Source organism: Streptomyces sp. NPDC043680, assembly GCF_056436685.1.
On sequence record NZ_JBWKCE010000001.1, the window covers coordinates 713,928 to 738,656 of the forward strand.

At 71.9% G+C, this 24,729-nt stretch carries 18 protein-coding genes; 7 read left to right on the forward strand and 11 right to left on the reverse strand.

Translation table 11 applies throughout. The features are described 5' to 3' along the window. Positions 1-48 precede the first annotated feature (48 nt). From AC0666_RS03315 to AC0666_RS03330, 4 genes are all read right to left on the reverse strand, one after another. Positions 49-1,677, reverse strand: a complete 1,629-nt coding sequence (locus AC0666_RS03315; protein WP_478706976.1) for a serine/threonine-protein kinase — start codon at positions 1,675-1,677, stop codon at positions 49-51. Positions 1,678-1,791: 114 nt separating this feature from the next. Continuing rightward, positions 1,792-4,554, reverse strand: a complete 2,763-nt coding sequence (locus AC0666_RS03320; protein WP_478706977.1) for a protein kinase family protein — start codon at positions 4,552-4,554, stop codon at positions 1,792-1,794. 69 nt (positions 4,555-4,623) lie between these two features. Continuing rightward, complete coding sequence (locus tag AC0666_RS03325; RefSeq protein WP_478706978.1) at positions 4,624-7,197, reverse strand: serine/threonine-protein kinase; 2,574 nt, start codon at positions 7,195-7,197, stop codon at positions 4,624-4,626. A gap of 176 nt (positions 7,198-7,373) precedes the next feature. After that, on the reverse strand, positions 7,374-9,092 hold the full coding sequence (locus tag AC0666_RS03330; RefSeq protein ID WP_361723934.1) for a glycerol-3-phosphate dehydrogenase/oxidase: 1,719 nt from the start codon (positions 9,090-9,092) through the stop codon (positions 7,374-7,376). 273 nt (positions 9,093-9,365) lie between these two features. Between AC0666_RS03330 and AC0666_RS03335 the strand changes: the two genes are divergently transcribed. Continuing rightward, positions 9,366-10,595 carry a nucleotide sugar dehydrogenase gene (locus tag AC0666_RS03335; RefSeq protein ID WP_468962891.1) on the forward strand — a complete coding sequence of 410 codons (1,230 nt, stop codon included), beginning with the start codon at positions 9,366-9,368 and terminating at the stop codon, positions 10,593-10,595. Positions 10,596-10,707: 112 nt separating this feature from the next. Then, positions 10,708-11,178 (forward strand): hypothetical protein, encoded by a 471-nt coding sequence (locus tag AC0666_RS03340; RefSeq protein ID WP_478706979.1) that lies wholly within the window; start codon positions 10,708-10,710, stop codon positions 11,176-11,178. A gap of 428 nt (positions 11,179-11,606) precedes the next feature. On the opposite strand, the gene AC0666_RS03345 is transcribed toward AC0666_RS03340, so the two are convergent. The 4 genes from AC0666_RS03345 to AC0666_RS03360 all read right to left on the reverse strand — a co-directional run bounded on the left by AC0666_RS03345 (position 11,607) and on the right by AC0666_RS03360 (position 16,074). Next, on the reverse strand, positions 11,607-12,731 hold the full coding sequence (locus tag AC0666_RS03345; protein ID WP_468582584.1) for a GuaB3 family IMP dehydrogenase-related protein: 1,125 nt from the start codon (positions 12,729-12,731) through the stop codon (positions 11,607-11,609). A 143-nt stretch (positions 12,732-12,874) separates the two neighbouring features. Next, positions 12,875-14,380: an IMP dehydrogenase gene (gene guaB, locus AC0666_RS03350; protein ID WP_468582585.1), complete on the reverse strand. Its 1,506-nt coding sequence runs from the start codon at positions 14,378-14,380 to the stop codon at positions 12,875-12,877. A 113-nt stretch (positions 14,381-14,493) separates the two neighbouring features. Next, entirely contained in the window at positions 14,494-15,123 is a 630-nt protein-coding gene (locus tag AC0666_RS03355) for a sigma-70 family RNA polymerase sigma factor (protein ID WP_266574431.1), read from the reverse strand. 339 nt (positions 15,124-15,462) lie between these two features. Then, positions 15,463-16,074 carry a response regulator transcription factor gene (locus AC0666_RS03360; RefSeq protein ID WP_003948568.1) on the reverse strand — a complete coding sequence of 204 codons (612 nt, stop codon included), beginning with the start codon at positions 16,072-16,074 and terminating at the stop codon, positions 15,463-15,465. Positions 16,075-16,454: 380 nt separating this feature from the next. On the opposite strand from AC0666_RS03360, the gene AC0666_RS03365 reads away from it, so the two are divergent. Then, positions 16,455-16,781 carry a WhiB family transcriptional regulator gene (locus AC0666_RS03365; protein ID WP_356845024.1) on the forward strand — a complete coding sequence of 109 codons (327 nt, stop codon included), beginning with the start codon at positions 16,455-16,457 and terminating at the stop codon, positions 16,779-16,781. Positions 16,782-16,885: 104 nt separating this feature from the next. Here AC0666_RS03365 and AC0666_RS03370 read toward each other — a convergent pair whose 3' ends face one another. After that, positions 16,886-17,785, reverse strand: a complete 900-nt coding sequence (locus tag AC0666_RS03370) for a LysR family transcriptional regulator (protein ID WP_468582586.1) — start codon at positions 17,783-17,785, stop codon at positions 16,886-16,888. An 81-nt stretch (positions 17,786-17,866) separates the two neighbouring features. On the opposite strand from AC0666_RS03370, the gene AC0666_RS03375 reads away from it, so the two are divergent. From AC0666_RS03375 to AC0666_RS03385, 3 genes are read left to right on the forward strand one after another with little or no spacing between them, the layout of a single operon-like run. Then, positions 17,867-18,643 carry an MOSC domain-containing protein gene (locus AC0666_RS03375; protein ID WP_468962887.1) on the forward strand — a complete coding sequence of 259 codons (777 nt, stop codon included), beginning with the start codon at positions 17,867-17,869 and terminating at the stop codon, positions 18,641-18,643. Positions 18,644-18,652: 9 nt separating this feature from the next. Then, on the forward strand, positions 18,653-19,426 hold the full coding sequence (locus tag AC0666_RS03380; protein WP_468582588.1) for an SDR family NAD(P)-dependent oxidoreductase: 774 nt from the start codon (positions 18,653-18,655) through the stop codon (positions 19,424-19,426). A 58-nt stretch (positions 19,427-19,484) separates the two neighbouring features. Next, positions 19,485-20,180 carry an ester cyclase gene (locus AC0666_RS03385; protein ID WP_468582589.1) on the forward strand — a complete coding sequence of 232 codons (696 nt, stop codon included), beginning with the start codon at positions 19,485-19,487 and terminating at the stop codon, positions 20,178-20,180. A gap of 138 nt (positions 20,181-20,318) precedes the next feature. Here AC0666_RS03385 and groL read toward each other — a convergent pair whose 3' ends face one another. Together groL and groES are read right to left on the reverse strand one after the other, a co-directional pair. Beyond that, positions 20,319-21,947 (reverse strand): chaperonin GroEL, encoded by a 1,629-nt coding sequence (groL, locus tag AC0666_RS03390; protein WP_468962885.1) that lies wholly within the window; start codon positions 21,945-21,947, stop codon positions 20,319-20,321. Positions 21,948-22,077: 130 nt separating this feature from the next. Further along, a complete protein-coding gene (gene groES, locus AC0666_RS03395; RefSeq protein WP_007265952.1) occupies positions 22,078-22,386 on the reverse strand; it encodes a co-chaperone GroES in 309 nt (102 codons plus the stop codon). Positions 22,387-22,781: 395 nt separating this feature from the next. On the opposite strand from groES, the gene AC0666_RS03400 reads away from it, so the two are divergent. After that, on the forward strand, positions 22,782-24,185 hold the full coding sequence (locus AC0666_RS03400) for an FtsW/RodA/SpoVE family cell cycle protein (RefSeq protein ID WP_478706980.1): 1,404 nt from the start codon (positions 22,782-22,784) through the stop codon (positions 24,183-24,185). Positions 24,186-24,729 lie beyond the last annotated feature (544 nt).

Genomic DNA, 24,729 nt, shown 5'->3' on the forward strand with positions numbered 1-24,729 from the left:
TGCCAGCGATCGCTGGCAGGATGGCCGGGTCCGTCCCGAGGTGGCGCCTCAGCCCTTCTTCACGGGGGGCTGCCAGCCGCTGAGCACGGTGTCGAACTGCGCGCGCGTGACCGCCCAGTCGGCGGCCGGCCCGGACATGTACACCGCGTACTCGGTGCCGTCCGGGGCGATGTACATCTGCTCGATCGCCCGGCGCGGACCGGCCTGGGTCCCCTTCTCGGTCCAGGAGAACTCCCAGATGGCGGCGCGGGTGCTGTCCCGGAAGGTGTTCTGGTTCAGCTTCTGCCGCTTGTAGTCCGTCCGCTGCTTCACCTGCTTTTCCAGGTCCAGCACGTGCATGTACGGGTTCTCGTAGTCCGGGGTCGGGTCGGAGGCGATCCGGATGAAGTGCTTGCCGTTGTCCGCGGTGTAGTCGATCTGGTTGCCGTCCATCTGGCGCTTCCAGCCGTCCGGCACGAACAGTGCGAAGCCCGTCGGGTCGGTGACCTCCTTCCACCCCGCGGGCGGGGCGACCGCCGCCTGCCCGTCGTCACCGTCGCCGTCCTGCCGGTCGGGGGCGCTCGCGTTCTTGCCGGAGCCGCCCTTCTCCGCGTCCGCGTCCCCGGTGAACTTCAGCACGCCGAAGACGGCTCCGCCGCCGACCAGCGCCGCCACCAGCGCGACGGCCGCGGCCCGCTTGACCCGGCCGCCGGCCCGGCGCGCGGGGGCCGGCGGCGATGCGGGCTGCTCCGGAAGCGGGGCCGTACGCGCCTGGTCGGCCGTCCGGTCGGTGTCGGGCTCCCGCGCGTTGGCGAGTTCCTGCGGGCTCACCGCGCGCGTGGGCACGTACGCCTGCGCCGCCTTCGGCTCGCGGCCCTCCATCGCCTCGATCAACATCCGCTCGGCCTCCTGGGCCGAGGGCCGCCCGGCCGGATCCTTGTGCAGCAGGGCGGTGATGACCGGGCCGAGCGCCCCGGACTGCTTCAGGGCCGGCGGCTCGTCGTTGACCACGGCCTGCAGGCTGGAGATGGGCGAGGTCCGGCGGAAGGGCGAGCGGGCCTCGACGGCCGTGTAGAGCGTCGCACCGAGCGACCACAGGTCGGAGGCCGGGTCGGGGGCGCCGCCGGTGACCCGCTCCGGGGCCAGGTAGTCGATGGAGCCGACGAGTTCGCCGGTGCGGGTGATGGAGGAGTCGCCCTCGATCGCCGCGATCCCGAAGTCGGTGAGCAGGACGCGCCCGTCCTTGGCGAGCAGCACGTTGCCCGGCTTCACGTCCCGGTGCAGTACGCCCACCGCGTGCGCGGCGCGCAGCGCCCCGAGGACGTGCAGCCCGATCCGGGCCGCCTCGCGCGGCTCGATCCGGCCGGCCGCCTTGGCCGCCTCGGCGAGGGACGGGCCGTCGATGTACTCCATGACGATCCACGGCCGGTCGTCGTGTTCCAGCACGTCGTGGACGGTCACCACCGCAGGGTGCTGGATCCGGGCCGCGGCCCGGGCCTCCTTCTGCGTCCGGGCGTGCAGCACCTCCCGGTCGGCCTGGGCCACGTACAGACCCGCCGTCAGTTCCTTGACGGCCACGGTCCGGTGCAGCAGCTCATCATGCGCGCGCCACACCTTGCCCATGCCGCCGCTGCCGATGGGCTCCACGAGCCGGTACCGGCCAGCGAGCACCGCGCCCGCACCTGTCTGCTGTTCCACGAAACCCCGCCACTCTGTGCACTCCGGGCCAGATTACGGAGCCCGGGGGGCTGCCGGAACCGCGAACGCGCGGTTCCGGCAGCACTGTGACGCAATTGCCGTACTGATTCCCCGTCACCCGCCCGCGCGGTAACTCCCCGTGGCCTTCTCGAAGACCTCGGTGACCTTGCCCTCGCCGTCCTGCGGGCCCGTCACCATGACGACGTGGTAGCTGCCGCCGAGCGCGACGACGAAGTTGCGGGCGACGACGCTGCGGCCGTTGCCGTCGATCCACGTGTACCGGCCGGTGGCCCGCAGTTGCTGCCCGACCTTGGTGGTCTTCACGTCACCGCCGCTCGCCCAGGTGGAGGAGCGGTACGGGGCGAGCTCCGGCTCCTTGTCCTTCTGGTACGTCGCCGGGTCCGGGGAGCCCTCGACCTTGTCCCGGCCGGGGACCACCGTCAGGACGTACTCCCCGTCCGTGTAGCGGACCTGGCCCGCCTCGTTCATGCCGCGGCGCTCCCAGCCGGCGGGTACGGCGATCTCGAAGTGCTCGGGATCCTGCTGGGTGGTGTAGCCGGGCGGAGCGGGCGCGGGTGCGGCCGTCTGCGGGGCGGGCTTGGACTGCGGCGTGCCGGTGGGGGTACGGGAGGGGCCCGCGGAGGGCTGCGCGGGCGCCGGCGTGGCGGACCCGGCCGGGCCGGCGACGCCGTCCGGTGCGGACTTCGGCATGAAGAGCACTGCGTACGCCACGGCCCCCGCGAGCAGGGCGAGGACGCCCAGCAGCAGGATCCGGCCGAGGGAGCGCGGCGCGCGGCTGCGTTCCGGGCTGCGGTGGCGGCCGTGCAGGTCGCCGCGCCTGCGTACGACGGGCAGCCGCGCGGGATCCGGCTCCGGCACGGGAAGGACCCCGTAGCGGGCGTCCGGCTCGGGCGCGGAGCGCACGAGGGAGCGCAGCCACCCGCGGAGTTCCTCGAAGTCGGGGCGCTCCGTGGGGTCCTGGCGCAGCAGCGACTCCACGACGGGGCGCAGCGGACCGCACTCCTCCGCGAAGGCGGGGGGCTCGGCGCAGACCATCTCGACGAGCTCGGCGACGCTGTCCTCGGGGTACGGGGCGTGGCCCTGCACGGCCCGGTAGAGCAGCGCGCCCAGCGCCCACAGGTCGGTGGCGGGCCCGACGGGGGCGGCGAGCTGCCAGGGTCCGGTGGCGGGGCGGGCCTGCTCGGGCGCCCAGCGCTCGGTGACGGCCCCGACGACGGCCATCCGCGTCTGCCGCGCCCGCTCGGCCCCCAGCCCGCTCCGGGGCCCTCCGCTCCAACTCCCGCCCCGGTCCTGCCTGGTCAGCGGGGTCTGCGGGGTCTGCGAAACCGGTCCGGCCTGAGGTGCCGGCGCGGCCTCTGGCAGCCGCTGCCGGGGCGGGGCGGGCCGGAGCAGGGGTGTGTCCGGCTGCGGGTGGCGTTCGGGCAGGCCCGGGCGGGCGGGGGCGGGGGCGGGGGTCGGGGTCGGGGCGGCGGCCCGGGTCTCGGCTTCGGCCTGGCGGTAGCCCTGGGGCAGGGCCAGCGGGGCGGGCAGCACGGGCCGCGCGGGCTCCGCGCCGGCGGGCGGAGCTTCGGGCGACGCGGGCTCGGTCTCCGCCTCCGCGGCCCGGGCCAGGGCCTGGCGGCGCGGGGTGGCGCCGTGCCAGGAGCCGCCGTTGCCGGAATCCGACTTCGGGTCGCCGTACGGGTAGGAGTACCCCTGCGGCAGGGCCGATCCCTCGGGGCGGCGCTCCGGCGCCGGTTCGGCCCCGGCCTTGCGCTGTTCGATGACCCGGGCGGCCGCGGCCTGCGCCCCCGCCCGGTACGCGGCGATGGCCCCGGCCCGCGCGGCGGCACGCAGCTCGGGCCGGTCCTCGGGCCGCTCTTCGGGCCGGTCTTCGGGCCGCTCTTCGGGCCGGTCTTCGGGCCGGTCGGGGGTGATGTGGTCGGAGTACCGCGGCCCGGTGTCGTAACCCGGCGCCACCAGCGGCGCGTACCGCACGTCCCGCACGTCCCGCATGTCCCGCGCCTCGTGCTCGGCACGCCCCTCCGGGCCGGGGGCCGGCGTACCGGTGTCGAAGCCGACGCCCGGCCGCGGGGCGGGGCCGGGGTGGCCAGGGCCGTCCGGTGCGGGGGCCGGGTCGGCTCCGGGGTGACGCCGGCCCTCCAGGGCTTCCGGGCTCGCCCAACCGACAGCGGCCGTACCGGAATCGGGCAGCGTCGGGCGTACGGCGGGGGCCGGTGCGCCCCAGCCCTGGGCGGCGGTCTCGGCCGGTACCGGCTCGTACCCGCACAGGGCGTCCTCCGCGGCCCCCGCCGCCAGCCCGGTGAGGACGACCCGCCCGTCATCGCATATCAAGACGGTCCGGACCGTGATGTTGCGGTGGGTCCAGCCGTGCGCGTGCAGCACCCGCAGCGCGGTCAGCACGTCCGAGGCCACCTCGGCCGCCCGGTACGGGGTCAGCGGTTCGTCGGCGATCAGCGCCGCCAGCGGACGGGCCGGCACCAACTCGCTCACGATCCACAGCGACCCGTCCTCGGCGAACACGTCGAAGACCTGGTCCAGCCGTGGATGGTCCGGCACGGACGCCGCCGCCTGCGCGGCCGCGATGGCCCGCCGCACGGCCGGCAGTTCACCCGCCGGGCGCCGCCCCGCGGCCCCTGCGGGCGCGCTCGGCCCGTCCCCGTCGAGCAGTTCGGCGTCCACGACTTCGGGCAACGGCACCTGGCGCACCAGGACTTCCTGCCCGCTGCGGGTGTCGAAGGCGCGGGTCTCGACCAGTTCGTACGCGTCCGAGGGCGGCAGCGGCAGGCGGTAGCGGCCGGCCAGGATCCGGCCCGCGTAGTCCTCCACTTCGCCTCCCCCGAGTGCCCGGGTCACGCCTCTCCGTGGCCCCGCTGACACGATACGTCGCGCAGGGCGCCCGCGTCCCGGGGCTGGGAAGGCTCGTCAGGCGAGCGGCTGGAAGGTCTGGAACGCCGTGTTGCGCATCTGCGTGCACTCCGCGCCGTCCCACTGGTCGGCGGCGCAGCTGATCATGATGGCGTAGCCGTTCTTCGCGTCGACCCTGAAGCCGCGGTTGAGCACCCGGACCTTGATGCCCTTCTGCTCCCGCTCGAACTCCCAGTCCGCGACGGTCGGGTAGCCGCGGTAGTCCACCGTGTCGATGCGGATGGTCCGGTAGTTCGTACTGCTATCGGCCACGTTGGCGACCGATTCGAGCCAAGCGGCGCGGGCGTCGGTGCCGGGCTTGGAGGTGTGGTCGACCTGGATGCGCGGGAAGCCGCCGTCACGGCTGTATATCCCGCCGGAGTTCTCGCCCGCTATGCCGGTCTGGTGGAAGCCCTGCGGCATCGCCATCGAGAAGTGGAACCCGGGGTCCGTCACCATCGTGTACCCGGCGGGCAGTCCGCCGGCTGCGGGACCGCCCGGCGTGGCGCCCTGACCCTGGCTCTGGCCCTGTCCCTGGCTCTGCCCCTGCTGACCGGTGTCGGGCGTCTGCCCCTGTGCGGTGCCGCCGCTGCCTGCGCCGCTGCCCTTGCCGGCAGTGGCGCCGGGCTCGCCGTTCTTGGCGGAGCCGCCGGGGCTGGGGCTGCCGGAAGCGGCCGGGCCGGAGCCGCCCTTGCCCTGGTCCTTCTTGTCGGCCGGGTCGTCACCGCTGAAGACGTACGCGATCAGCGAGCCGATGGCCACCAGCGCGACGAAGACGCCGGCTATCGCGAGCGCGATCGTACGGCGGGACATGACGTCGGTGAGCGGAGCCGGGACCGAGGACTTGCGGGGCACCGGGGGCTCGGCGGCGGAGGCGGTCGTCGTCGCGGCGGCCGTCGCGGCAGCCGTCGCGGCGGCCTTGCGGGCCGCCTTCAGTGCCGCGCGGGCGCGCTCGCGCTGCTCGCGCTCGCGCCGCTCGCGCTCCTTCTTCTCGGCCTTCTCGGCGGCCTTCTCGGCGGCGGCCTTGGCCGCGGCCTCCTTGGCATCGGCCAGCGAGATCTGCCGGGTCTCCTCGACGGCGGGGGCGAGGACCGGGGCGGGGACCTCCTCCGGCGCGTTGATGACGGCCGTGAGCATGGCGCGTGCGCGCTGGTCGTCGAGCCGTCGGGCCGGGTCCTTGACCAGCAGGCCGTAGATGACCTCGGTCAGCGGCCCGGCGTTCTTCGGCGGGTCGACCGGCTCGGTCATGACCGCGGTGAGGGTGGCGAGCGCGGAGCCCTTGTCGTACGGGGGCACGCCCTCGACAGCGGCGTAGAGCAGGCCGCCGAGCGACCACATGTCGGCGGGCGGCCCGGGCTTCTGGCCGCGGGCGCGCTCCGGCGAGATGTAGGAGGGGGCGCCGACGAGCATGCCGGTGGAGGTGATGGAGGGGTCGCCCTCGACCTGCGCGATGCCGAAGTCGGTGAGGACGACGCGGCCGGTGCGGGCGATGAGGACGTTGGACGGCTTCACGTCCCGGTGCAGGATGCCCTGGCCGTGCGCGGCGCGCAGCACGTCGAGCACGGCGAGGCCGACCTCGGCGGCGCGGCGGGGGCTCAGCGGGCCCTCTTCCCGGATGAACTCGGCCAGCGAGGGGCCCTCGATGAGCTCCATGACGATCCACGGACGGCCGTCCTCGTCGACCACGTCGAAGACGGTGACGGCGCCGTCGTTGCGGATCCGGGCGATGGCCTTGGCCTCGCGGAGGGTACGGGTGATGAGCCTGCGCTTCTCGTCCTCGTCGACGCCGGTGCTGAAGCGGAGTTCCTTGACGGCGACGGTGCGGCCGAGGGTCTCGTCCTCGGCGCGCCAGACGGTGCCCATGCCGCCCTTGCCGAGCACCGAGCGGAGTCGGTACCGCCGCGCGAGCAGCCGGCCTTCGTCCTGCCCGTCCGCGGCGGCCTTGGCGGCGGCCGCCTTGACGGCTGCGGCCACGGCATCGGCCTTCTCGACCACGGGGTTCTTGACGGGCTCCCCCGAACCGGCCTTGGCCACCACCGGCTTCGGGTCGACCGGCTTCGCGCCCGCGGGCTTCGCCGAAGCGGACTCGGCCAGATCCGCCTTCGCCGCGCCGGGCTTCGCGTCCGCGGGCTGCGCCGCAGGCTTCGCCAGGCTCGGCTGCGCAGCCGGCTTCGCGTCAGCGGGCTTCACCGGATCCGCCTTCGCCGAGTCGGGCTCCGCCGCAGGCTTCGCCAGGCTCGGCTGCGCAGCCGGCTTCGCGTCAGCGGGCTTCACCGGATCCGCCTTCGCCGAGTCGGGCTTCGCCTCCGCGGGCTCCGCCGCAGGCTTCGCCAGGTCCGGCTTCGCCAGGCTCGGCTTCGCCGGTACGGGCTTCGCGTCCTCAGGCTGCGTCAGGTCCGGCTTCGCCACTGCGGGCTTGGCGGCCTGCGGCTCCGCCTCGGGCGGGACCACCGGGGTCTTCGCCAGGTCCGGCTCGGCCGCCGCCGGCTTCGCGTCCTCAGGCTCCGCCCCGGGCGAGGTGGCAGGCGGGACCGCCGGCTCCGCCCGGTCCTGCTTCTGCGCAGACGACTCGGTGTGCTCCGGCTTCGACATGCGTCCCCTCTGCGATCGTGCCGCCTGCTCCGGCTGCCCCGGGAGCCGCCGGGGTGTCCGGTGGCCCGCCCCGGGAGAACCCGCGCGGTAACCCGCCCCGGCGGAACCCTCATTGTTCCTCACTCCGCAACGGACGGGAGCCCCGGGTCCACGGTTCCCTACCGCACATCCCGGAGTTACAACGGAACGATGTCGGGCGCCCCCAACCGCGCCGCATCCGCCGTCTGGTCGTCCGGCTGACGCTGCGATTCCCGCTCCGCCTGCACCCTCTTCTCGTAGTGCTCCACTTCCTTCTCGATCTGCTGCTTGTCCCACCCCAGAACCGGAGCCATCAGCTCCGCGCATTCCCTCGCCGTCCGCGTCCCGCGGTCGAAGGTCTCGATCGAGATCCGCGTCCGCCGCGTCAGCACGTCGTCCAGATGGCGCGCCCCCTCGTGCGAGGCCGCGTACACCACCTCGGCCCGCAGGTAGTCGTCCGCGCCGGTCAGCGGTTCACCCAAGGACGCGTCGGCCTCGACCAGGTCGAGCAGTTCGTCCGTCAGCGAGCCGTACCGGTTCAACAGGTGCTCCACCCGCACCACATGAAGACCTGTCCGGGCGGCGATCCCGGCCCGGCCGTTCCACAGCGCCCGGTAGCCCTCCGCCCCCACGAGCGGCACGTCCTCCGTCACGCAGTCCGCGACCCGCTGGTCCAGCCCGTGCACCGCCTCGTCCACCGCGTCCTTGGCCATGACCCGGTACGTCGTGTACTTGCCGCCCGCCACCATCACCAGCCCCGGTACCGGGTGCGCCACGGTGTGCTCGCGCGAAAGTTTGCTCGTCGCGTCCGACTCGCCGGCCAGCAGGGGCCGCAGGCCCGCGTACACGCCCTCCACGTCATCGCGCGTCAGCGGCACCGCCAGCACCGCGTTCACATGCTCCAGCAGGTAGTCGATGTCCGCGCTGGAGGCCGCCGGATGGGCCTTGTCCAGGTCCCAGTCGGTGTCCGTGGTGCCCACGATCCAGTGCCGGCCCCACGGGATGACGAACAACACCGACTTCTCGGTCCGCAGGATCAGCCCGGTGCTCGAATTGATCCGGTCCTTCGGCACCACCAGATGGATGCCCTTGGACGCCCGGACGTGGAACCGGCCGCGCTCCCCGATCATCGCCTGCGTGTCGTCCGTCCACACGCCCGTCGCGTTCACGACCTGCTTCGCACGGATCTCGTACTCCCCGGTACGCCCCCGCCCCCCTTCCACGTCCTGCACCCGCGCGCCGACGACCCGCTCGCCCTCGCGCAGGAAGCCGACCACCCTCGCCCGGTTGGCGCACTGCGCCCCGTACGCGGCCGCCGTCCGCACCAGCGTGGTGACGTAGCGGGCGTCGTCCATCTGGGCGTCGTAGTACTGCAGGGCGCCCACCAGCGCGTCCTTGCGCAGCGCCGGTGCCACCCGCAGCGCCCGCTTGCGGGTCAGGTGCCGGTGCACCGGCAGGCCCCGGCCGTGTCCGCTGGAGACCGACATCGCGTCGTACAGCGCCACGCCCGAGCCGGCATACAGCCGCTCCCAGCCCTTGTGCTGGAGCGGGTAGAGGAACGGCACGGGCTTGACCAGGTGCGGAGCCAGCCGCTCCAGCAGCAGCCCGCGCTCCTTGAGGGCCTCCCGTACGAGGGCGAAGTCGAGCATCTCCAGATAGCGCAGGCCGCCGTGGATCAGCTTGCTCGACCGGCTGGAGGTGCCCGAGGCCCAGTCCCGCGCCTCCACGAGTCCGGTCGCGAGTCCCCTGGTGGCAGCATCGAGGGCGGTGCCGGCGCCGACCACGCCCGCGCCCACGACCAGGACGTCCAGTTCCCGCTCGGCCATGCCGGCGAGTGCCTTCGCACGCTGCTCCGGCCCCAGTGTCGCTGTCCTCACGGCTGCCTCCCGTCGGTGCGGGTGTCTCCCGCTCGGTACGGACGTCTCCCGCTCGGTGCGGGCTCACATCCCCCGTCCTCGATTCTGACCCGCCCGTGCGACATCAGCCACCGCCTGTGGACAACACAAGGGTGACTACCACCCCGTAATACGACACTTCGGTCATATATACGCCTAGTCTGACATCGCGCCAGCTTCGTCAGGCCACTCCTCCGGTCCACAGGACTTGCGCACCCAGCCCCCTCATGCATGTCAGGGAAGGGACGGCAACCCATGCCCGCAGACCTCGCCGTCATCGGACTCGGCCACCTCGGCCTCCCTCTGGCCCAGGCGGCCGTCGCCGCCGGAATCGAGACGGTCGGCTACGACAGCGGTCCGGCCACGGACTCCAACCTCACCGCCGCCGAGGTCCGCCGCATGTCGGCCGCCGGCTTCCGGATCACCACCAACCCCGCCGAGCTCGGCCGGGTCCGCACGGCCGTCATCTGCGCCCCCACCCAGCTCGGCGCCGACCGTGCGCTCGACCTCGGGGCCGTCGGTGAGGCGGGCCGCACGCTCGCCGCCCGGCTGCGCCCGCACACCACCGTCATCCTCGAATCCGCCGCGCATCCGGGGGTCACCGAGGACTACCTGCGCCCGATCCTCGAAGCCGGCTCCCGCCTGCGCGCCGGCCGCGACTTCCACCTCGCGTACTCCCCGAGCCGCCACGACCCCGGCAACCGTACGTACGGCATCGCCAACACCCCCAAGGTGATCGGCGGCCTCACCCCCGCCTGCACCGAGTCGGCACACGCCTTCTACGCCCGCCTCACCGAGAAGGTGGTCCGCGCCCGCGGGCTGCGCGAGGCCGAGACCGTACAGCTGCTGGAGACCAATTACCGGCACGTCAACATCGCCCTCATGAACGAGATGGCGGTCCTGTGCCATGACCTCGGCGTCGACCTGTGGGACGTCATCCGGTGCGCCGAGACCAAGCCGTACGGGTTCCAGGCCTTCCGCCCCGGCCCCGGCGTCGGCGGCCACAGCGTCCCCCTGGACCCCAACTACCTCCCCCACACCACCCGCACCCCGGGACACCCCCTGCGCATGGTGGGCCTGGCGCAGGAGATCAACAGCCGGATGCCCCAGTACGTCATCCAGCGCTCGGCCACCCTGCTGAACGAGCACGGAAAATCGGCGCGCGGGGCGCGCGTCCTGCTGCTCGGGGTGACGTACAAGCCCGATCTCGCGGACCAGGAGGGCTCCCCCGCCGGCGAGATCGCCAGCCGCCTCCTCGACCTGGGAGCCCTGATCAGCTACCACGACCCGTACATCCCGGGCTGGCGCGTCCGGGACCAGCCCGTGCCCCGTGCCGAATCGCTGTACGAGGCCGCGGCCAACGCCGACCTGACGATCCTGCTCCAGCACCACCGCACCTACGACCTCCAGGGCCTGGCGGTGAAGGCCCAGCTGCTCCTGGACACCCGCGGCGCCAGCCCGGCGGGAGCGGCCCACCGCCTCTGAACCGGTAAATCCCCCCTGCGGATGTCGGTGCCGACTGCTAGCCTGCGGCGACTTATCTCGCACTTATGTCCCCTGGACAGACGTGCATCCGCATCCCAGGGGGGATCTCCGCATGAGCCAGCAGTTCACGCCGCCCGCGCCCGACAGCTTCACCCCGGCCCCCGCCCAGGCGCCCGGCCGCCCCGGCAACGTCCCGCTCGGCATCGCCGCCGCCGTGGCCGCGGCCCTGGTCGCGGCCGGTGTCTACGGCGGGATCATCGGCGCCAGCAAGTACCAGATCGGCTACGCCGCGGTCGGCGTCGGCGCCCTCGTCGGCTTCGCCGCCGGCAAGCTCGGCGGCCGCAACCCCGTCCTTCCGGTGGTCAGCGCCCTGCTCGCGCTGGTGTCGGTCTTCGCGGGCCAGATCTTCGGCATCGCCCTCATCGGCGCGGACGAGCTCGGCACCGGCGTCCTCGACGTCCTGGGCCTCGGCGTGAACCTCCTCGTCGACGCCTGGAAGGAAGACGCCGACCCGCTGACCTACGCCTTCCTGGCCATCGGCGCCTATGCCGCCTTCGGCACGGCCAAGAAGATCGCCGCCTGACCCAGGGGCCCTGAGCAGGCACGATCGGAAGAAACTGCTGTTGACGGCCGCACCTGCGGCCCTATGATCCATGATCCGCGCGTGTCTGCTCATCTTCCGCCCAGCCGGCCCGTCTTCGAACCCGCCGACCGCATCCCCGCCCTCGGCGCCCTGCGCGAGGCCGTCCGGCGCCGCGACTGGGACGCCGTGTCCGCCGCCTTCGCGGCGCACGAAAAGGGGCGCCGCGCACTCACACATGTCCCGGTACGACGCGCAGTACGTGCTCAAGTGGCTGTTCGCCGCGGCCGTCTTCCTGGTCCCGTGGGGCATCTGCCTGGAACGCCGGAAGCCGGAAGAAGGGGAGGAACGGACCCGCCGCCGCGTACGGCGGACGGACGCCGAAGGGCCGGCGCCCCCTGCGGGGTGCCGGCCCTTCGTCCACGCGTCGATCAGCGGCTGTGCTGGGAGTCCGCGACCGTGACCTCGACCCGCTGGAACTCCTTGAGCTCGCTGTAGCCGGTGGTGGCCATGGAGCGGCGCAGGGCGCCGAAGAGGTTCATCGAGCCGTCCGGGGTGTGCGACGGGCCGGTGAGGATCTCCTCGGTGGTGCCGACGGTGCCCAGGTCCACCTTCTTGCCGCGCGGCACGTCCTCGTGGACGGCCTCCATGCCCCAGTGGTTGCCCTTGCCGGGGGCGTCCGTGGCACGGGCCAGGGGGGAGCCCATCATGACGGCGTCCGCACCGCAGGCGATGGCCTTGGGGAGGTCGCCCGACCAGCCCACGCCGCCGTCCGCGATGACGTGCACGTACCGGCCGCCGGACTCGTCCATGTAGTCGCGGCGGGCCGCGGCGACGTCCGCGACGGCGGTGGCCATCGGGACCTGGATGCCGAGCACGTTGCGCGTGGTGTGCGCGGCGCCGCCGCCGAAGCCGACCAGGACGCCCGCGGCGCCGGTGCGCATCAGGTGCAGGGCCGCGGTGTAGGTGGCGCAGCCGCCGACGATGACCGGGACGTCGAGCTCGTAGATGAACTGCTTCAGGTTCAGCGGCTCGGCGGCGCCGGAGACGTGCTCCGCGGAGACCGTGGTGCCGCGGATCACGAAGATGTCCACGCCCGCGTCCACGACCGCCTTGGAGAACTCGGCGGTGCGCTGCGGGGACAGCGCGGCGGCGGTGACGACGCCCGAGTCGCGCACCTCCTTGATCCGCTGCCGGATCAGGTCGGCCTGGATCGGGGCGGAGTAGATCTCCTGGAGGCGGCGCGTCGCGGCGTCCTCGTCCAGCTCCGTGATCTCGTCGAGCAGGGGCTGCGGGTCCTCGTACCGGGTCCACAGGCCTTCGAGGTTCAGCACGCCGAGGCCGCCGAGCTCGCCGATGCGGATGGCGGTCTGCGGGGAGACGACCGAGTCCATGGGGGCGGCCAGGAACGGGAGCTCGAAGCGGTACGCGTCGATCTGCCAGGCGATGGAGACCTCCTTCGGGTCCCGCGTACGCCGACTCGGGACGATGGCGATGTCGTCGAACGCGTACGCCCTGCGGCCGCGCTTGCCGCGCCCGATCTCGATCTCAGTCACGTGTGGTGGCCTTTCCTCTGGGTCTGCCCGTCCAGTATCCCCGAACGCCGGGGACCTGCGTTCCGCTGACCGCTCTTCGGACGCACGCGGAGGGGCGGGTCCGTGCGGACCCGCCCCTCGGTGCGATCACTGTTCCGGCCCGGTCAGCCCTTGCGGCTGTAGTTCGGCGCCTCGACCGTCATCTGGATGTCGTGCGGGTGGCTCTCCTTGAGGCCCGCCGAGGTGATGCGGACGAAGCGGCCGCGCTCCTGGAGCTCGGGCACCGTGCGGCCGCCGACGTAGAACATCGACTGGCGCAGGCCGCCGACGAGCTGGTGCACGACCGCGGAGAGCGGGCCGCGGTAGGGGACCTGGCCCTCGATGCCCTCGGGGATGAGCTTGTCGTCCCCGCCCACGCCCTCCTGGAAGTAGCGGTCCTTGGAGAAGGACTTGCGGTCGCCGCGGGTCTGCATCGCGCCGAGCGAGCCCATGCCGCGGTACGACTTGAACTGCTTGCCGTTGATGAAGAGCAGCTCTCCGGGGGACTCCTCGCAGCCGGCGAGCAGCGAGCCGAGCATCACCGTGTCGGCGCCCGCGACGAGGGCCTTGGCGATGTCGCCGGAGTACTGCAGGCCGCCGTCGCCGATGACCGGGACGCCCGCGGCCTTGGCGGCGAGTGCGGCCTCGTAGATGGCGGTGACCTGCGGGACGCCGATGCCGGCGACGACGCGGGTGGTGCAGATGGAGCCCGGGCCGACGCCGACCTTGATGCCGTCGCAGCCCGCGTCGACGAGCGCCTGGGCGCCGTCGCGGGTGGCGACGTTGCCGCCGATGACGTCGACGGAGGAGTTCGACTTGATCTTGGCGACCATGTCGCCGACCAGGCGGGAGTGGCCGTGGGCGGTGTCGACGACGATGAAGTCGGCGCCCGCCTCGATCAGGGCCTGGGCGCGCTCGTACGCGTCGCCGGCGACACCGACGGCGGCCCCGACGAGCAGTCGGCCTTCCTTGTCCTTGGCGGCGTTCGGGTACTGCTCGGCCTTGACGAAGTCCTTGACCGTGATGAGGCCCTTGAGGACGCCCGCGTCGTCGACCAGCGGCAGCTTCTCGATCTTGTGCCGGCGCAGCAGTTCCATGGCGTCGACGCCGGAGATGCCGACCTTGCCGGTGACCAGCGGCATCGGGGTCATCACCTCGCGCACCTGGCGGCTGCGGTCCGGCTCGAAGGCCATGTCGCGGTTGGTGACGATGCCGAGGAGCTTGCCCGCCGGGTCGGTGACCGGGACGCCGGAGATGCGGAACTTCCCGCAGAGCTCGTTGGCCTCGCGCAGCGTCGCGTCCGGGTGCACCGTGATCGGGTCGGTGACCATGCCGGACTCGGAGCGCTTGACCAGGTCGACCTGGTTGGCCTGGTCGGCGATCGAAAGGTTGCGGTGCAGGACGCCGACGCCGCCCTGGCGGGCCATCGCGATGGCCATCCGGGCCTCGGTGACCTTGTCCATGGCTGCGGACAGCAGCGGAACGTTCACCCGGACGTTGCGCGAGATGAGGGAGGAGGTGTCGATCTCGTCCGGTGCCATGTCGGACGCGCCCGGCAGCAGCAGGACATCGTCATAAGTGAGCCCGAGGGTGGCGAATTTGTCGGGCACTCCGTCGGCGTTCACAGTCATGACACCTTCCCAAATGGTCTTGCTCAGCGCGGATGTCCATGCTAACGGGATACCGAGGCGTCTCATTCCACGACCAAGGTCAAGCAGAAGTTTCGTCTGTTCCTACGACTCTGCTATTGCTCGGCGAGCGCGCGCAGTCGGCTGAGCGCCCGGTGCTGTGCCACCCGGACCGCTCCCGGGGACATGCCGAGCATCTGGCCCGTCTCCTCCGCCGTCAGGCCGACGGCGACCCGCAGGACGAGGAGCTCGCGCTGGTTCTCCGGAAGGTTGGCGAGCAGCTTCTTGGCCCAGGCGGCGTCACTGCTGAGCAGCGCCCGCTCCTCCGGGCCCAGCGAGTCGTCCGGCCGCTCCGGCATCTCGTCCGAGGGCACGGCCGTACTGCCGGGATGGCGCATGGCGGCCCGCTGGAGGTCCGCCACCTTGTGCGCGGCGATGGCGAAGACGAAGGCCTCGAAGGGGCGCCCGGTGTCGCGGTAGCGCGGCAGCGCCATAAGGACGGCGACGCAGACCTCCTGTGCCAGGTCCTCCACGAAGTGGCGGGCATCGCCCGGCAGGCGCGAGAGCCTGGTGCGGCAGTAGCGGATGGCGAGGGGGTGCACGAAGGCGAGCAGATCGTGCGTCGCCTGCTCGTCGCCCTCGACCGCCCTGCGTACGAGCGCGCTGACGGCCCCGGCGCTGCCGCCCTTGGCGGCGCCGGTGGGTCCTGTGGCCGCGGGTGACCCCAGGGCCTCGTCGTCGCGCATCAATCCATGGTGCCTTGGCGCCGGAGCATTCGCGGCACCACGGTCCGTGTTGTGCATCGAAGCGTTATGAGCGGGTGCGCCTGAACTCATCACTGCGCCCTCCCCTCCCGCTCGCCCGAATACTCCCTGAGGCCCCATCCCAGAAAATGCGCCACACCTCAAGGATGCGGCATCGCGCTCGAAGCGACACGTCCCCCGGATCGAGCGCCGCCAATCCCCCGGCGGGTCGACGTCCTCCCGGGGCGGCGCCCGGCGCGTCGGGACGTGCCGCCCCGCCCGCCGGTGGCGGACGGGACCGCTCTCCGTCAGCTGGTCAGCGGCCGGCGGGCGAGCGCACGCTCAACGGACCAGGCCCCAGCGGAACCCGAGGGCCACGGCGTGCGCCCGGTCCGAGGCGCCGAGCTTCTTGAAGAGCCGGCGGGCGTGCGTCTTGACCGTGTCCTCGGAGAGGAAGAGCTCGCGCCCGATCTCCGCGTTGGACCGGCCGTGGCTCATGCCCTCCAGCACCTGGATCTCCCGCGCGGTGAGCGTGGGCGCGGCGCCCATCTCGGCCGAGCGGAGCCGGCGCGGGGCCAGGCGCCAGGTGGGGTCGGCGAGCGCCTGGGTGACCGTGGCCCGCAGTTCGGCGCGCGAGGCGTCCTTGTGCAGATAGCCCCGGGCGCCGGCGGCGACCGCGAGGGCCACGCCGTCCAGGTCCTCGGCGACCGTCAGCATGATGATGCGGGCGCCGGGGTCGGCCGAGAGAAGTCGGCGCACCGTCTCCACACCGCCCAGCCCGGGCATCCGTACATCCATCAGAATCAGGTCGGAGCGGTCGGCACCCCAGCGGCGGAGGACTTCCTCGCCGTTGGCAGCCGTCGTCACACGCTCGACGCCGGGCACGGTGGCAACCGCGCGACGGAGCGCCTCTCGGGCAAGCGGGGAGTCGTCGCAGACGAGGACGGATGTCATGACCGCCCTCCGCAGCTGCTGATGCGCGTCACCTTGAGCCTCCAGGCTGGTACGTATCGTCACCTGTGCGGTCGATGCTCTCGGACACCTGTCCGGGAACTTCTTGGTTCAACCGCCTTCGCACTCTCAACGATGGTCACTCGAAAGAGTTACGGGTTGGACGAACACCTTCGGCACTCTACGTGAGGAAGCGATCACGATGCCGGAACCACTCGACACGCGTCCACCATCTGGAGCTATGCCCTATTTGGCGGCTTTCCTTCCGTTTGGCACGTGACTGAGGCTAGATTCCCAATGAGTCATATTTACATCTACTACGACAGTAGGTGTGGAGACTTGGACCGTAACCGTCTCAGTACCGGCGACCAAGAGGACTACCCATGGCAGATTTCTCCCGCCTCCCCGGACCGAACGCCGATCTCTGGGACTGGCAGCTGCTCGCTGCCTGCCGCGGGGTCGACAGCTCCCTCTTCTTCCACCCGGAAGGCGAGCGGGGCGCGGCCAGGAGTGCGCGCGAAGCCTCGGCCAAAGAGGTCTGCATGCGATGCCCGGTGCGTTCGGAATGCGCCGCGCACGCACTCGCCGTCCGCGAGCCCTACGGGGTGTGGGGCGGCCTCACCGAGGACGAGCGCGAGGAACTGATGGGCCGCGCCCGCCATCGACTGATCCCCGCATCGACCACGATCGGACCCTCCACCCCTCATTGACCGGTAACTGACTGGAGAGTACGAAGTAACGTTTCCCTCCTCGGGAGCGGTTCTGCACGCCACCCGTTCGGCCGAACCGCAGTACCGCCGTACGGGCGGTTCGGTCAGCGCGTGGCGGCGCGCTCCAGCTGGGTCAGGGTCGCGGCCACGGCCGGGACCCGGGCCAGATCGGGCAGCGTCAGCGCCACGACCTCGCGCTCGACGGCCGGCTCCACGGCCACCGTGGCCACCCCCTTGGCCCGTACGGACTCCACCGCGAGCTCCGGCAGCACGGCGACCCCCAGCCCCGCCCCCACCAGGCCGACCACCGCCGGATAGTCGTCGGTGGCGAAGTCGATCCGAGGGGTGAAGCCCGCGCCCTCGCAGACCTCCACCAGATGCCGGCGGCAGCGCGGGCAGCCCGCGATCCACGGCTCGTCGGCCAGCTCCGCCATGCCGAGCCGCTCCGCACCGGCCAGCCGGTGCCCCTCGGGCACCAGCCCGACGAGCCGGTCCGTCAGCAGCGGCCGCACCACCAGGTCCTCCCACTCGGCGACCGGCGCCGAGGCGCCCGCGTACCGGAAGGCCAGCGCCACATCGCAGTCGCCGTCGCGCAGCATCTCCACCGAACGCGGCGGCTCCGCCTCGACCAGCGAGATGCGGGTGCCCGGGTGCTCGGCCCGCATCGCCGCGAGGGCGGTCGGCACCAGCGTCGAGCTGCCGCTCGGGAAGGAAACGAGGCGGACCCGCCCGGCGCGCAGCCCCGCGATGGCCGCGACCTCCTCCTCGGCGGCGGTCAGCCCGGCGAGGATCCCGGCGGCGTGCCGGACCAGGGCGTCACCGGCCTGGGTCAGCCGCATCTCGCGCCCGGTGCGGACCAGCAGGGGGGTGCCGGCGGACTGCTCCAGCGCCTTCATCTGCTGGGAGACGGCGGGCTGGGTGCAGCCGAGCTCGCGGGCGGCGGCGGAGAAGGAGCCCGTACCTGCCACGGCGCGCAGGACCCGGAGATGGCGTGCCTCGATCATGCTTCGAGCATAAGCCCTGCTTTGACCACACTGCCAATGTCCCGGTTCCGCCTTTGGGGGACCTCGGCTACGGTATCGGCCATGCCTCCGATCCCCGGACCCGCCGCCGGACCCGACACCGCCGCACCGGACACCACCGCGACCCCGCCCCGCAGGCACGTTCTCTCCGTGAACACCGGCCGCGCCAGCGCCGTCGAGCACACCGACGCCAAGGGCGGCCTGACCGGGATCGGCAAGCGCCCGGTCCCCGGCAGCGTCCGCGTCTTCGCGCCGGGCCCCCGAGGGGTCGGCGCCAGCGGTGTCGAAGGTGACGACGTCTGCGACCTGCGCCACCACGGCGGCGAACACCAGGCCGTCTACGCGTACGCACGCGAGGACCTGGACTGGTGGGAGCGCGAGCTGGGCCGCGAACTGCCCGGCGGGACCTTCGGCGAGAACCTCACCACCTCCGGCATGGACCTGACCGGCGCGCTGCTCGGCGAGCGCTGGCGGATCGGCGCGGACCTGGTCCTGGAGGTGGCCTCGGCCCGCATCCCGTGCCGCACCTTCCAGGGCGTCCTCGGCGAGAAGGCCTGGGTCAAGCGGTTCACGCAGGCCGCACGGCCGGGCGCGTACCTGCGGGTGATCCAAGAGGGCCGGGTCGGCGCCGGCGACACGGTCGAGATCGTGCACCGCCCGGACCACGACGTGACGGTGGGGCTCTGGTTCCGCGCCTTCACCACGGAGCGCGCGCTGCTCCCGCGCACGCTGGCGGCGGGCGCGGCGATGGAGCCGCAGGCCCACGAGACGGTGCGTACGTACATGCAGGCGCAGTCATCACGCGCGCAGGCTGATGAACCCGTCACCAGGGGCGGCTAGGTTGCGCCTATGACGACTGCGTTGATTACGGGATCCACGGCGGGCATCGGCGCCGCCTTCGCCCGGCGGCTCGCCGCCCAGGGACACAACCTCGTACTGGTGGCCCGCGACACCGAGCGGCTCGCCGAACAGGCCACCGAGCTGCACGACCGGCACGGCATCGAGGCCGAGGTGCTGACCGCCGACCTCGCCACCGACGCGGGCATCGCGGCGGTGGAAGAGCGCCTCGGCGACCGCACGCACCCGGTGGACCTGCTGGTCAACAACGCCGGCTTCGGCAACAAGGGCCGCTACCTCGAAGTCTCCATGGCCGACGAGCTGGCCATGCTGAAGGTGCACGTCGAGGCCGTCCTGCGGCTCACCTCTGCGGCCACCGCGTCGATGCGCTCACGCGGCCGGGGCGGAGTGGTCAACGTGGCCTCGGTGGCGGCCTTCGTACCGCGCGGCACCTACGGGGCGAGCAAGGCCTGGGTCGTCCAGTTCACCCAGGGCGCGGCGAAGGACCTGGCGGGATCCGGGGTGCGGCTGATGGCGCTGTGCCCCGGCTTCGTACGGACCGAGTTCCACCAGCGCGCCGGCATGGGCACGGACAACATCCCGGGCTGGATGTGGCTGGACGCCGACAAGTTGGTGGCCTCGGCGCTGGCCGACCTGGCGCGCGGCAAGACGGTCTCGATCCCGGATCCGCGGTACAAGGCGCTGATGGGCGTGGTGAAGCTGGCGCCGCGCGGGCTGCTGGGCGGGGTGAGCTCGCGCACGGGCCGCAAGTACGGCCCTCAGTAGCCCCTTATGGGCTAATTCTTCCTAAACTGGATATACCCCATCCAGCCCGGGAGACGCCATGACATTCGTACAAATTGTCGATTATGAGACGAGCAGGCCCGAGGACCTGAACGAGGTCCTGGACCGGTACCTGGAGAAGACGAACGGCAAGCGCACGGTGACCCACAGCGTCATCGCGAAGGACCGCGAGTCGGACACCCACTACGTCGACGTCGTCGAATTCCCGTCGTATGAAGAGGCCATGAAGAACTCTCATCTCCCGGAGACGGACCAGATGTTCCAGGAGATGGTGGCCCTCTGCGACGGGATGCCCAGGTTCACCAACCTGGACGTCGTACGCGACGAGCACCTCAACACGATGCTCGCGAACCGAATGTTCAACGACCTCGCGATGAAGGGCGACATGTCCGCGGCGGACGAGATCTTCGCCTCGGACTACCGCGACCACGACATCGGCAACCCCCAGGACAAGATCGGCCCGGAGGGAATGCGCGAGGACGTCCAGCAGTGGCGCGGCGCCTTCGACTTCACGTTCACGATCGATGCCCAGATGGCCCAGGACGACTACATCACCACGTTGTGGACCTGGACAGGCAAGCACAAGGGCGAGTTCATGGGGGTCGCCCCGACCGGCAAGACCTGCACGATGACCGGCACGACGGTCTTCCGCTGCGCGGACGGAATGCTCAAGGAAGGGTGGTGGCACTACGACGCCATGGGCCTGATGCGGCAGCTCGGCATGATGGACACCTGACCCGGCACCGGCACGGCTTGCGCGGCGTACGCCGCACACGGCGCACACGGCGCACACGGCGCACACGGCGAAGGGCCCCGGTCACCGCTCGGAAGCGGTGACCGGGGCCCTTACCGGTTCAGCTCGGCTCGGCCTGCGTCAGTGGCTGTGGCCGTGACCGTGGCCGTGACCGGCGTCGGCCTCTTCCTCGGCCGGCTTCTCGACGACCAGGGTCTCGGTCGTGAGCAGCAGGGAGGCGATGGAAGCGGCGTTCTCCAGCGCGGAGCGGGTGACCTTGACCGGGTCGATGACGCCGGCCTTGACCAGGTCGCCGTACTCGCCGGTGGCGGCGTTGAAGCCCTGGCCCTTTTCGAGCTCGGCGACCTTCGAGGTGATGACGTAGCCCTCAAGACCGGCGTTCTCGGCGATCCAGCGCAGCGGCTCGACCGCGGCGCGGCGGACGACCGCGACACCCGTGCCCTCGTCGCCGGACAGGCCCAGGTTGCCCTCCAGCACCTTCACGGCGTGGACGAGCGCGGAGCCACCGCCGGAGACGATGCCCTCCTCGACCGCGGCGCGGGTCGCCGAGATGGCGTCCTCAAGGCGGTGCTTCTTCTCCTTGAGCTCCACCTCGGTGGCGGCGCCGACCTTGATGACGCAGACGCCGCCGGCGAGCTTCGCCAGGCGCTCCTGCAGCTTCTCGCGGTCCCAGTCCGAGTCCGTGGACTCGATCTCGGCCTTGATCTGGTTGACGCGGCCGAGGACCTCGTCGGAGCTGCCGGCACCGTCGACGATCGTGGTGTCGTCCTTGGAGATGGTCACGCGGCGCGCGGAGCCCAGCACGTCGAGACCGGCCTGGTCGAGCTTGAGGCCGACCTCCTCGGCGATGACGGTGGCACCGGTGAGGGTGGCCATGTCCTGGAGCATCGCCTTGCGGCGGTCACCGAAGCCGGGCGCCTTGACGGCGACCGCGTTGAAGGTGCCGCGGATCTTGTTGACGACGAGGGTGGAGAGGGCCTCGCCCTCGACGTCCTCGGCGATGATCAGCAGCGGCTTGGAGCCACCCGCCTGGATGACCTTCTCCAGCAGCGGCAGCAGGTCCTGGATGGACGAGATCTTGCCCTGGTTGATCAGGATGTACGGGTCGTCGAGGACGGCCTCCATACGCTCCTGGTCGGTGACCATGTACGGCGAGAGGTAGCCCTTGTCGAAGGCCATGCCCTCGGTGAACTCCAGCTCCAGGCCGAAGGTGTTGGACTCCTCGACGGTGATGACACCGTCCTTGCCGACCTTGTCCATCGCCTCGGCGATGAGCTCGCCGACCTGCTGGTCCTGCGCGGAGAGCGCGGCCACGGCGGCGATGTCGGACTTGTCCTCGATCGGGCGGGCGGTCGCGAGGAGCTCCTCGGAGACGGCCTTGACCGCGGCGTCGATGCCCTTCTTCAGGGCGGCCGGGGAAGCACCGGCGGCGACGTTGCGCAGACCCTCGCGGACCAGCGCCTGGGCCAGCACGGTGGCGGTGGTGGTGCCGTCACCCGCGATGTCGTTGGTCTTGGTCGCCACCTCCTTCACCAGCTGGGCGCCCAGGTTCTCGTACGGGTCGTCCAGCTCGACCTCGCGGGCGATGGTGACACCGTCGTTGGTGATGGTGGGGGCGCCGAACTTCTTGTCGATGACGACGTTGCGGCCCTTGGGGCCGATCGTCACCTTGACCGTGTCGGCAAGCTTGTTGACGCCGCGCTCGAGGGCGCGACGGGCGTCCTCGTCGAACTTCAGGATCTTCGCCATGGGAGCGGTTCAGCCCTCTCGAAAACTCGGGTTTAACGAACTGCGCCCCTCGCCGCCCGGCGATCAGCGGGGTGGCCAGGGGCGCAGCTCAAAGCATTCTGCTGAAGTGCAGAAGTGGTGACTTCAGTGATTACTTCTCGACGATCGCGAGAACGTCGCGAGCCGAGAGGACGAGGTACTCCTCGCCGCTGTACTTCACTTCGGTGCCGCCGTACTTGCTGTACAGCACGATGTCGCCGACGTTGACGTCCAGCGGGAGACGCTGGCCGTCCTCGAAGCGGCCCGGGCCCACGGCAAGGACGACGCCCTCCTGGGGCTTCTCCTTCGCGGTGTCCGGGATGACCAGGCCGGAGGCCGTGGTCTGCTCGGCGTCGAGCGGCTGGACCACGATGCGGTCCTCAAGCGGCTTGATGGCAACCTTGGAGCTGGCGGTCGTCACGATCCGACCTCCCCCTTCGGAGATCTCACGGGGTTAACTGTCTGAGGTGGCGACCAGGTGGATCCGTCGTCGCGGGTGCCGGACCTGCCCGTCGCTGTGTTGGCACTCACCGGGGGCGAGTGCCAGGTGCGAGACTATTCCGGCGATTAGCACTCGGTCAAGCGGAGTGCCAATACGGTCCACCGCGTGGCGGCTTTCAGGGGGCGCCGGCGGGGTCCTCGCGGGCCGGGCGCGGGCCGCGGGCGAGGCGCGGAAGCAACCAGGGCGGGGCGCGGAAGCAACCAGGGCGGGGTCTTCGACGTCATAGTCGATATGAAGATAAAGCGCCGCATTGCCGAGCAGATCGGACCGATGGCCTCCGCAACCGCGGCGTCCGTCGACGACGGCGGCGTCCCGTGCGCGGACTGAGGCCGCTGACGACCGCCGGCGCGCGCCGCCGCACCGAGGCGCTGCTGCTGGTCCTCGTCGTCGCCATCGCCGTCGCCGGGCATGCGAGCGCGGGCCTGGCGATGAACGGGGCGCTCCCCGCCAACCTCACCGGCTTCACCCTCAGCATGAGCCTCCTCGCCCTGGTCGGACACCTGGGCGTGCGCCGGTTCGCGGCCTACGCGGACCCGCTGGTCCTCCCGCTCGCGATGCTGCTCACGGGGCTGGGGCTGGTGCTGCTGCACCGGCTGGACCAGTCGTACATCGAGAAGTACGGCGCGGATCCCAACGCGCCGGGACAGCTGGTGTGGACGGTCATCGGCGTCGCCGCCTGCATCGCGGTGGTCGCCCTGCTGCGCGACCACCGGCTGCTGCAGCGCTTCATCTACATCACGATGGCCGCCGCGCTGGTGCTGCTGATCGCGCCGGCCTTCTCGCCCGCGGACACGTACGGCGCGAAGCGCTGGATCGTCGTCGGGGGTTTCTCGCTCCAGCCCGGCGAGTTCGTGAAGATCATGATCGCGGTCTTCTTCGCGGGCTACCTCGTGATCCACCGCGACTCGCTGGCCCTGACGGGCCGCAGGTTCCTCGGCATGCGGCTGCCCCCGATGCGCCAGCTCGGACCCCTCGTCACGGTGTGGATCGTGTCGCTGCTGGTACTGGTCTTCGAGCGCGACCTCGGTACGTCGCTGATCTTCTTCGGCGTGTTCGTGGTGATGCTGTACGTCGCCACCGAGCGCACCAGCTGGATCGTGTGCGGCCTGCTGATGGCGGCGGGCGGCGCGTTCGTGGTGGGCTCGACGGAGCCGCACGTGAAGGCGCGCGTGGCCGCCTGGCTGAACCCGCTGTCGTACTACTGGAAGGACCGGCCGCCGGGGGTGACCTCGGACCAGTCCGCGCAGGCGCTGTTCAGCTTCGGCACCGGAGGGATGTCGGGGACGGGGCTGGGGTTGGGCCACCCGGAGCTGATCAAGTTCGCGGGCCGCAGCGACTTCATCCTGACGACGGTCGGCGAGGAGCTCGGCCTGGCGGGGGTCATGGCGGTCCTGCTCCTGTACGCGCTCCTCGTGCAGCGGGGGCTGCGCATGGCCCTCGGCGCCCGCGACCCCTTCGGCAAGCTGCTGGCGGTGGGCCTGTCGGCGGCGCTGGCCCTCCAGGTCTTCGTGGTGGCGGGCGGCGTGACCGGACTGATCCCCCTGACGGGCAAGGCGCTGCCCTTCCTGGCGAAGGGCGGCTCCTCCCTCCTGGCCAACTGGGTGATGGTCGCCCTGCTGCTCCGCATCAGCGACAGCGCGGAACGCCAACGCGAGGCAGACGCCCGAGGCCCGGCAGAAACCACGATCACCCCGCTGGCGCATATGGCGGGTCGGTGAGGGGGCGGGGGCTTCGGGGGGGCTTCAGGGGGGCTTCAGGGGGCGGGATGCCGGCGGGCGGGGGTGTGAGGCGGGGCGGGACCGAGGTGGGCGGGAACCCGCGGGCGGGGGTGGAAGGCGAGGCGGGGGCGTCGGGGGTCGGGATGCCCGCACCCGGCATCAGAGAAAGTCCGGGGGCGACCCGTCAGTCCACTGTCCTTCCGTGTCGGTCCGGGCCGTCAAGGGCGCTCCTTCGTCGCGTCGCTTCGCGATGGCCTTCGGCCACCCTTGACTGCCCGGCCCGCCCCGGAAAGACAACAGACTGCCGGGAAGCCCCCGAAGGATGGCCGGGGGGTCAAAGTCCAGGAGCGGGCCCGTCAGCGATCCACGGGCCGATCCCGGCTGCCATGTCCCCATCCGGGGCCGATAGATCCCCCTTTCCGAGCCCAGCCCGGGTCAAGCCGCAGACAACGCCAATCAGATGGGCATCCGGGGCCCACAAGGGCCACCATCGCGTCAGATCGCTACACAGCCCGTCACGGCATAGCGTCCCCGGCCCGTCCGG

Bases quoted from the DNA above. Each gene is read 5' to 3' on its own strand.
- groL (WP_468962885.1), bottom strand. From the start codon at position 21,947: ATGGCGAAGATCCTGAAGTTCGACGAGGACGCCCGTCGCGCCCTCGAG.
- AC0666_RS03335 (WP_468962891.1), top strand. From the start codon at position 9,366: ATGCCCGCAGACCTCGCCGTCATCGGACTCGGCCACCTCGGCCTCCCT.
- AC0666_RS03380 (WP_468582588.1), top strand. From the start codon at position 18,653: ATGACGACTGCGTTGATTACGGGATCCACGGCGGGCATCGGCGCCGCC.
- AC0666_RS03355 (WP_266574431.1), bottom strand. From the start codon at position 15,123: ATGCGCGACGACGAGGCCCTGGGGTCACCCGCGGCCACAGGACCCACC.
- AC0666_RS03365 (WP_356845024.1), top strand. From the start codon at position 16,455: ATGGCAGATTTCTCCCGCCTCCCCGGACCGAACGCCGATCTCTGGGAC.
- AC0666_RS03360 (WP_003948568.1), bottom strand. From the start codon at position 16,074: ATGACATCCGTCCTCGTCTGCGACGACTCCCCGCTTGCCCGAGAGGCG.
- AC0666_RS03340 (WP_478706979.1), top strand. From the start codon at position 10,708: ATGAGCCAGCAGTTCACGCCGCCCGCGCCCGACAGCTTCACCCCGGCC.
- AC0666_RS03370 (WP_468582586.1), bottom strand. From the start codon at position 17,785: ATGATCGAGGCACGCCATCTCCGGGTCCTGCGCGCCGTGGCAGGTACG.
- guaB (WP_468582585.1), bottom strand. From the start codon at position 14,380: ATGACTGTGAACGCCGACGGAGTGCCCGACAAATTCGCCACCCTCGGG.
- AC0666_RS03375 (WP_468962887.1), top strand. From the start codon at position 17,867: ATGCCTCCGATCCCCGGACCCGCCGCCGGACCCGACACCGCCGCACCG.
- AC0666_RS03325 (WP_478706978.1), bottom strand. From the start codon at position 7,197: ATGTCGAAGCCGGAGCACACCGAGTCGTCTGCGCAGAAGCAGGACCGG.
- AC0666_RS03385 (WP_468582589.1), top strand. From the start codon at position 19,485: ATGACATTCGTACAAATTGTCGATTATGAGACGAGCAGGCCCGAGGAC.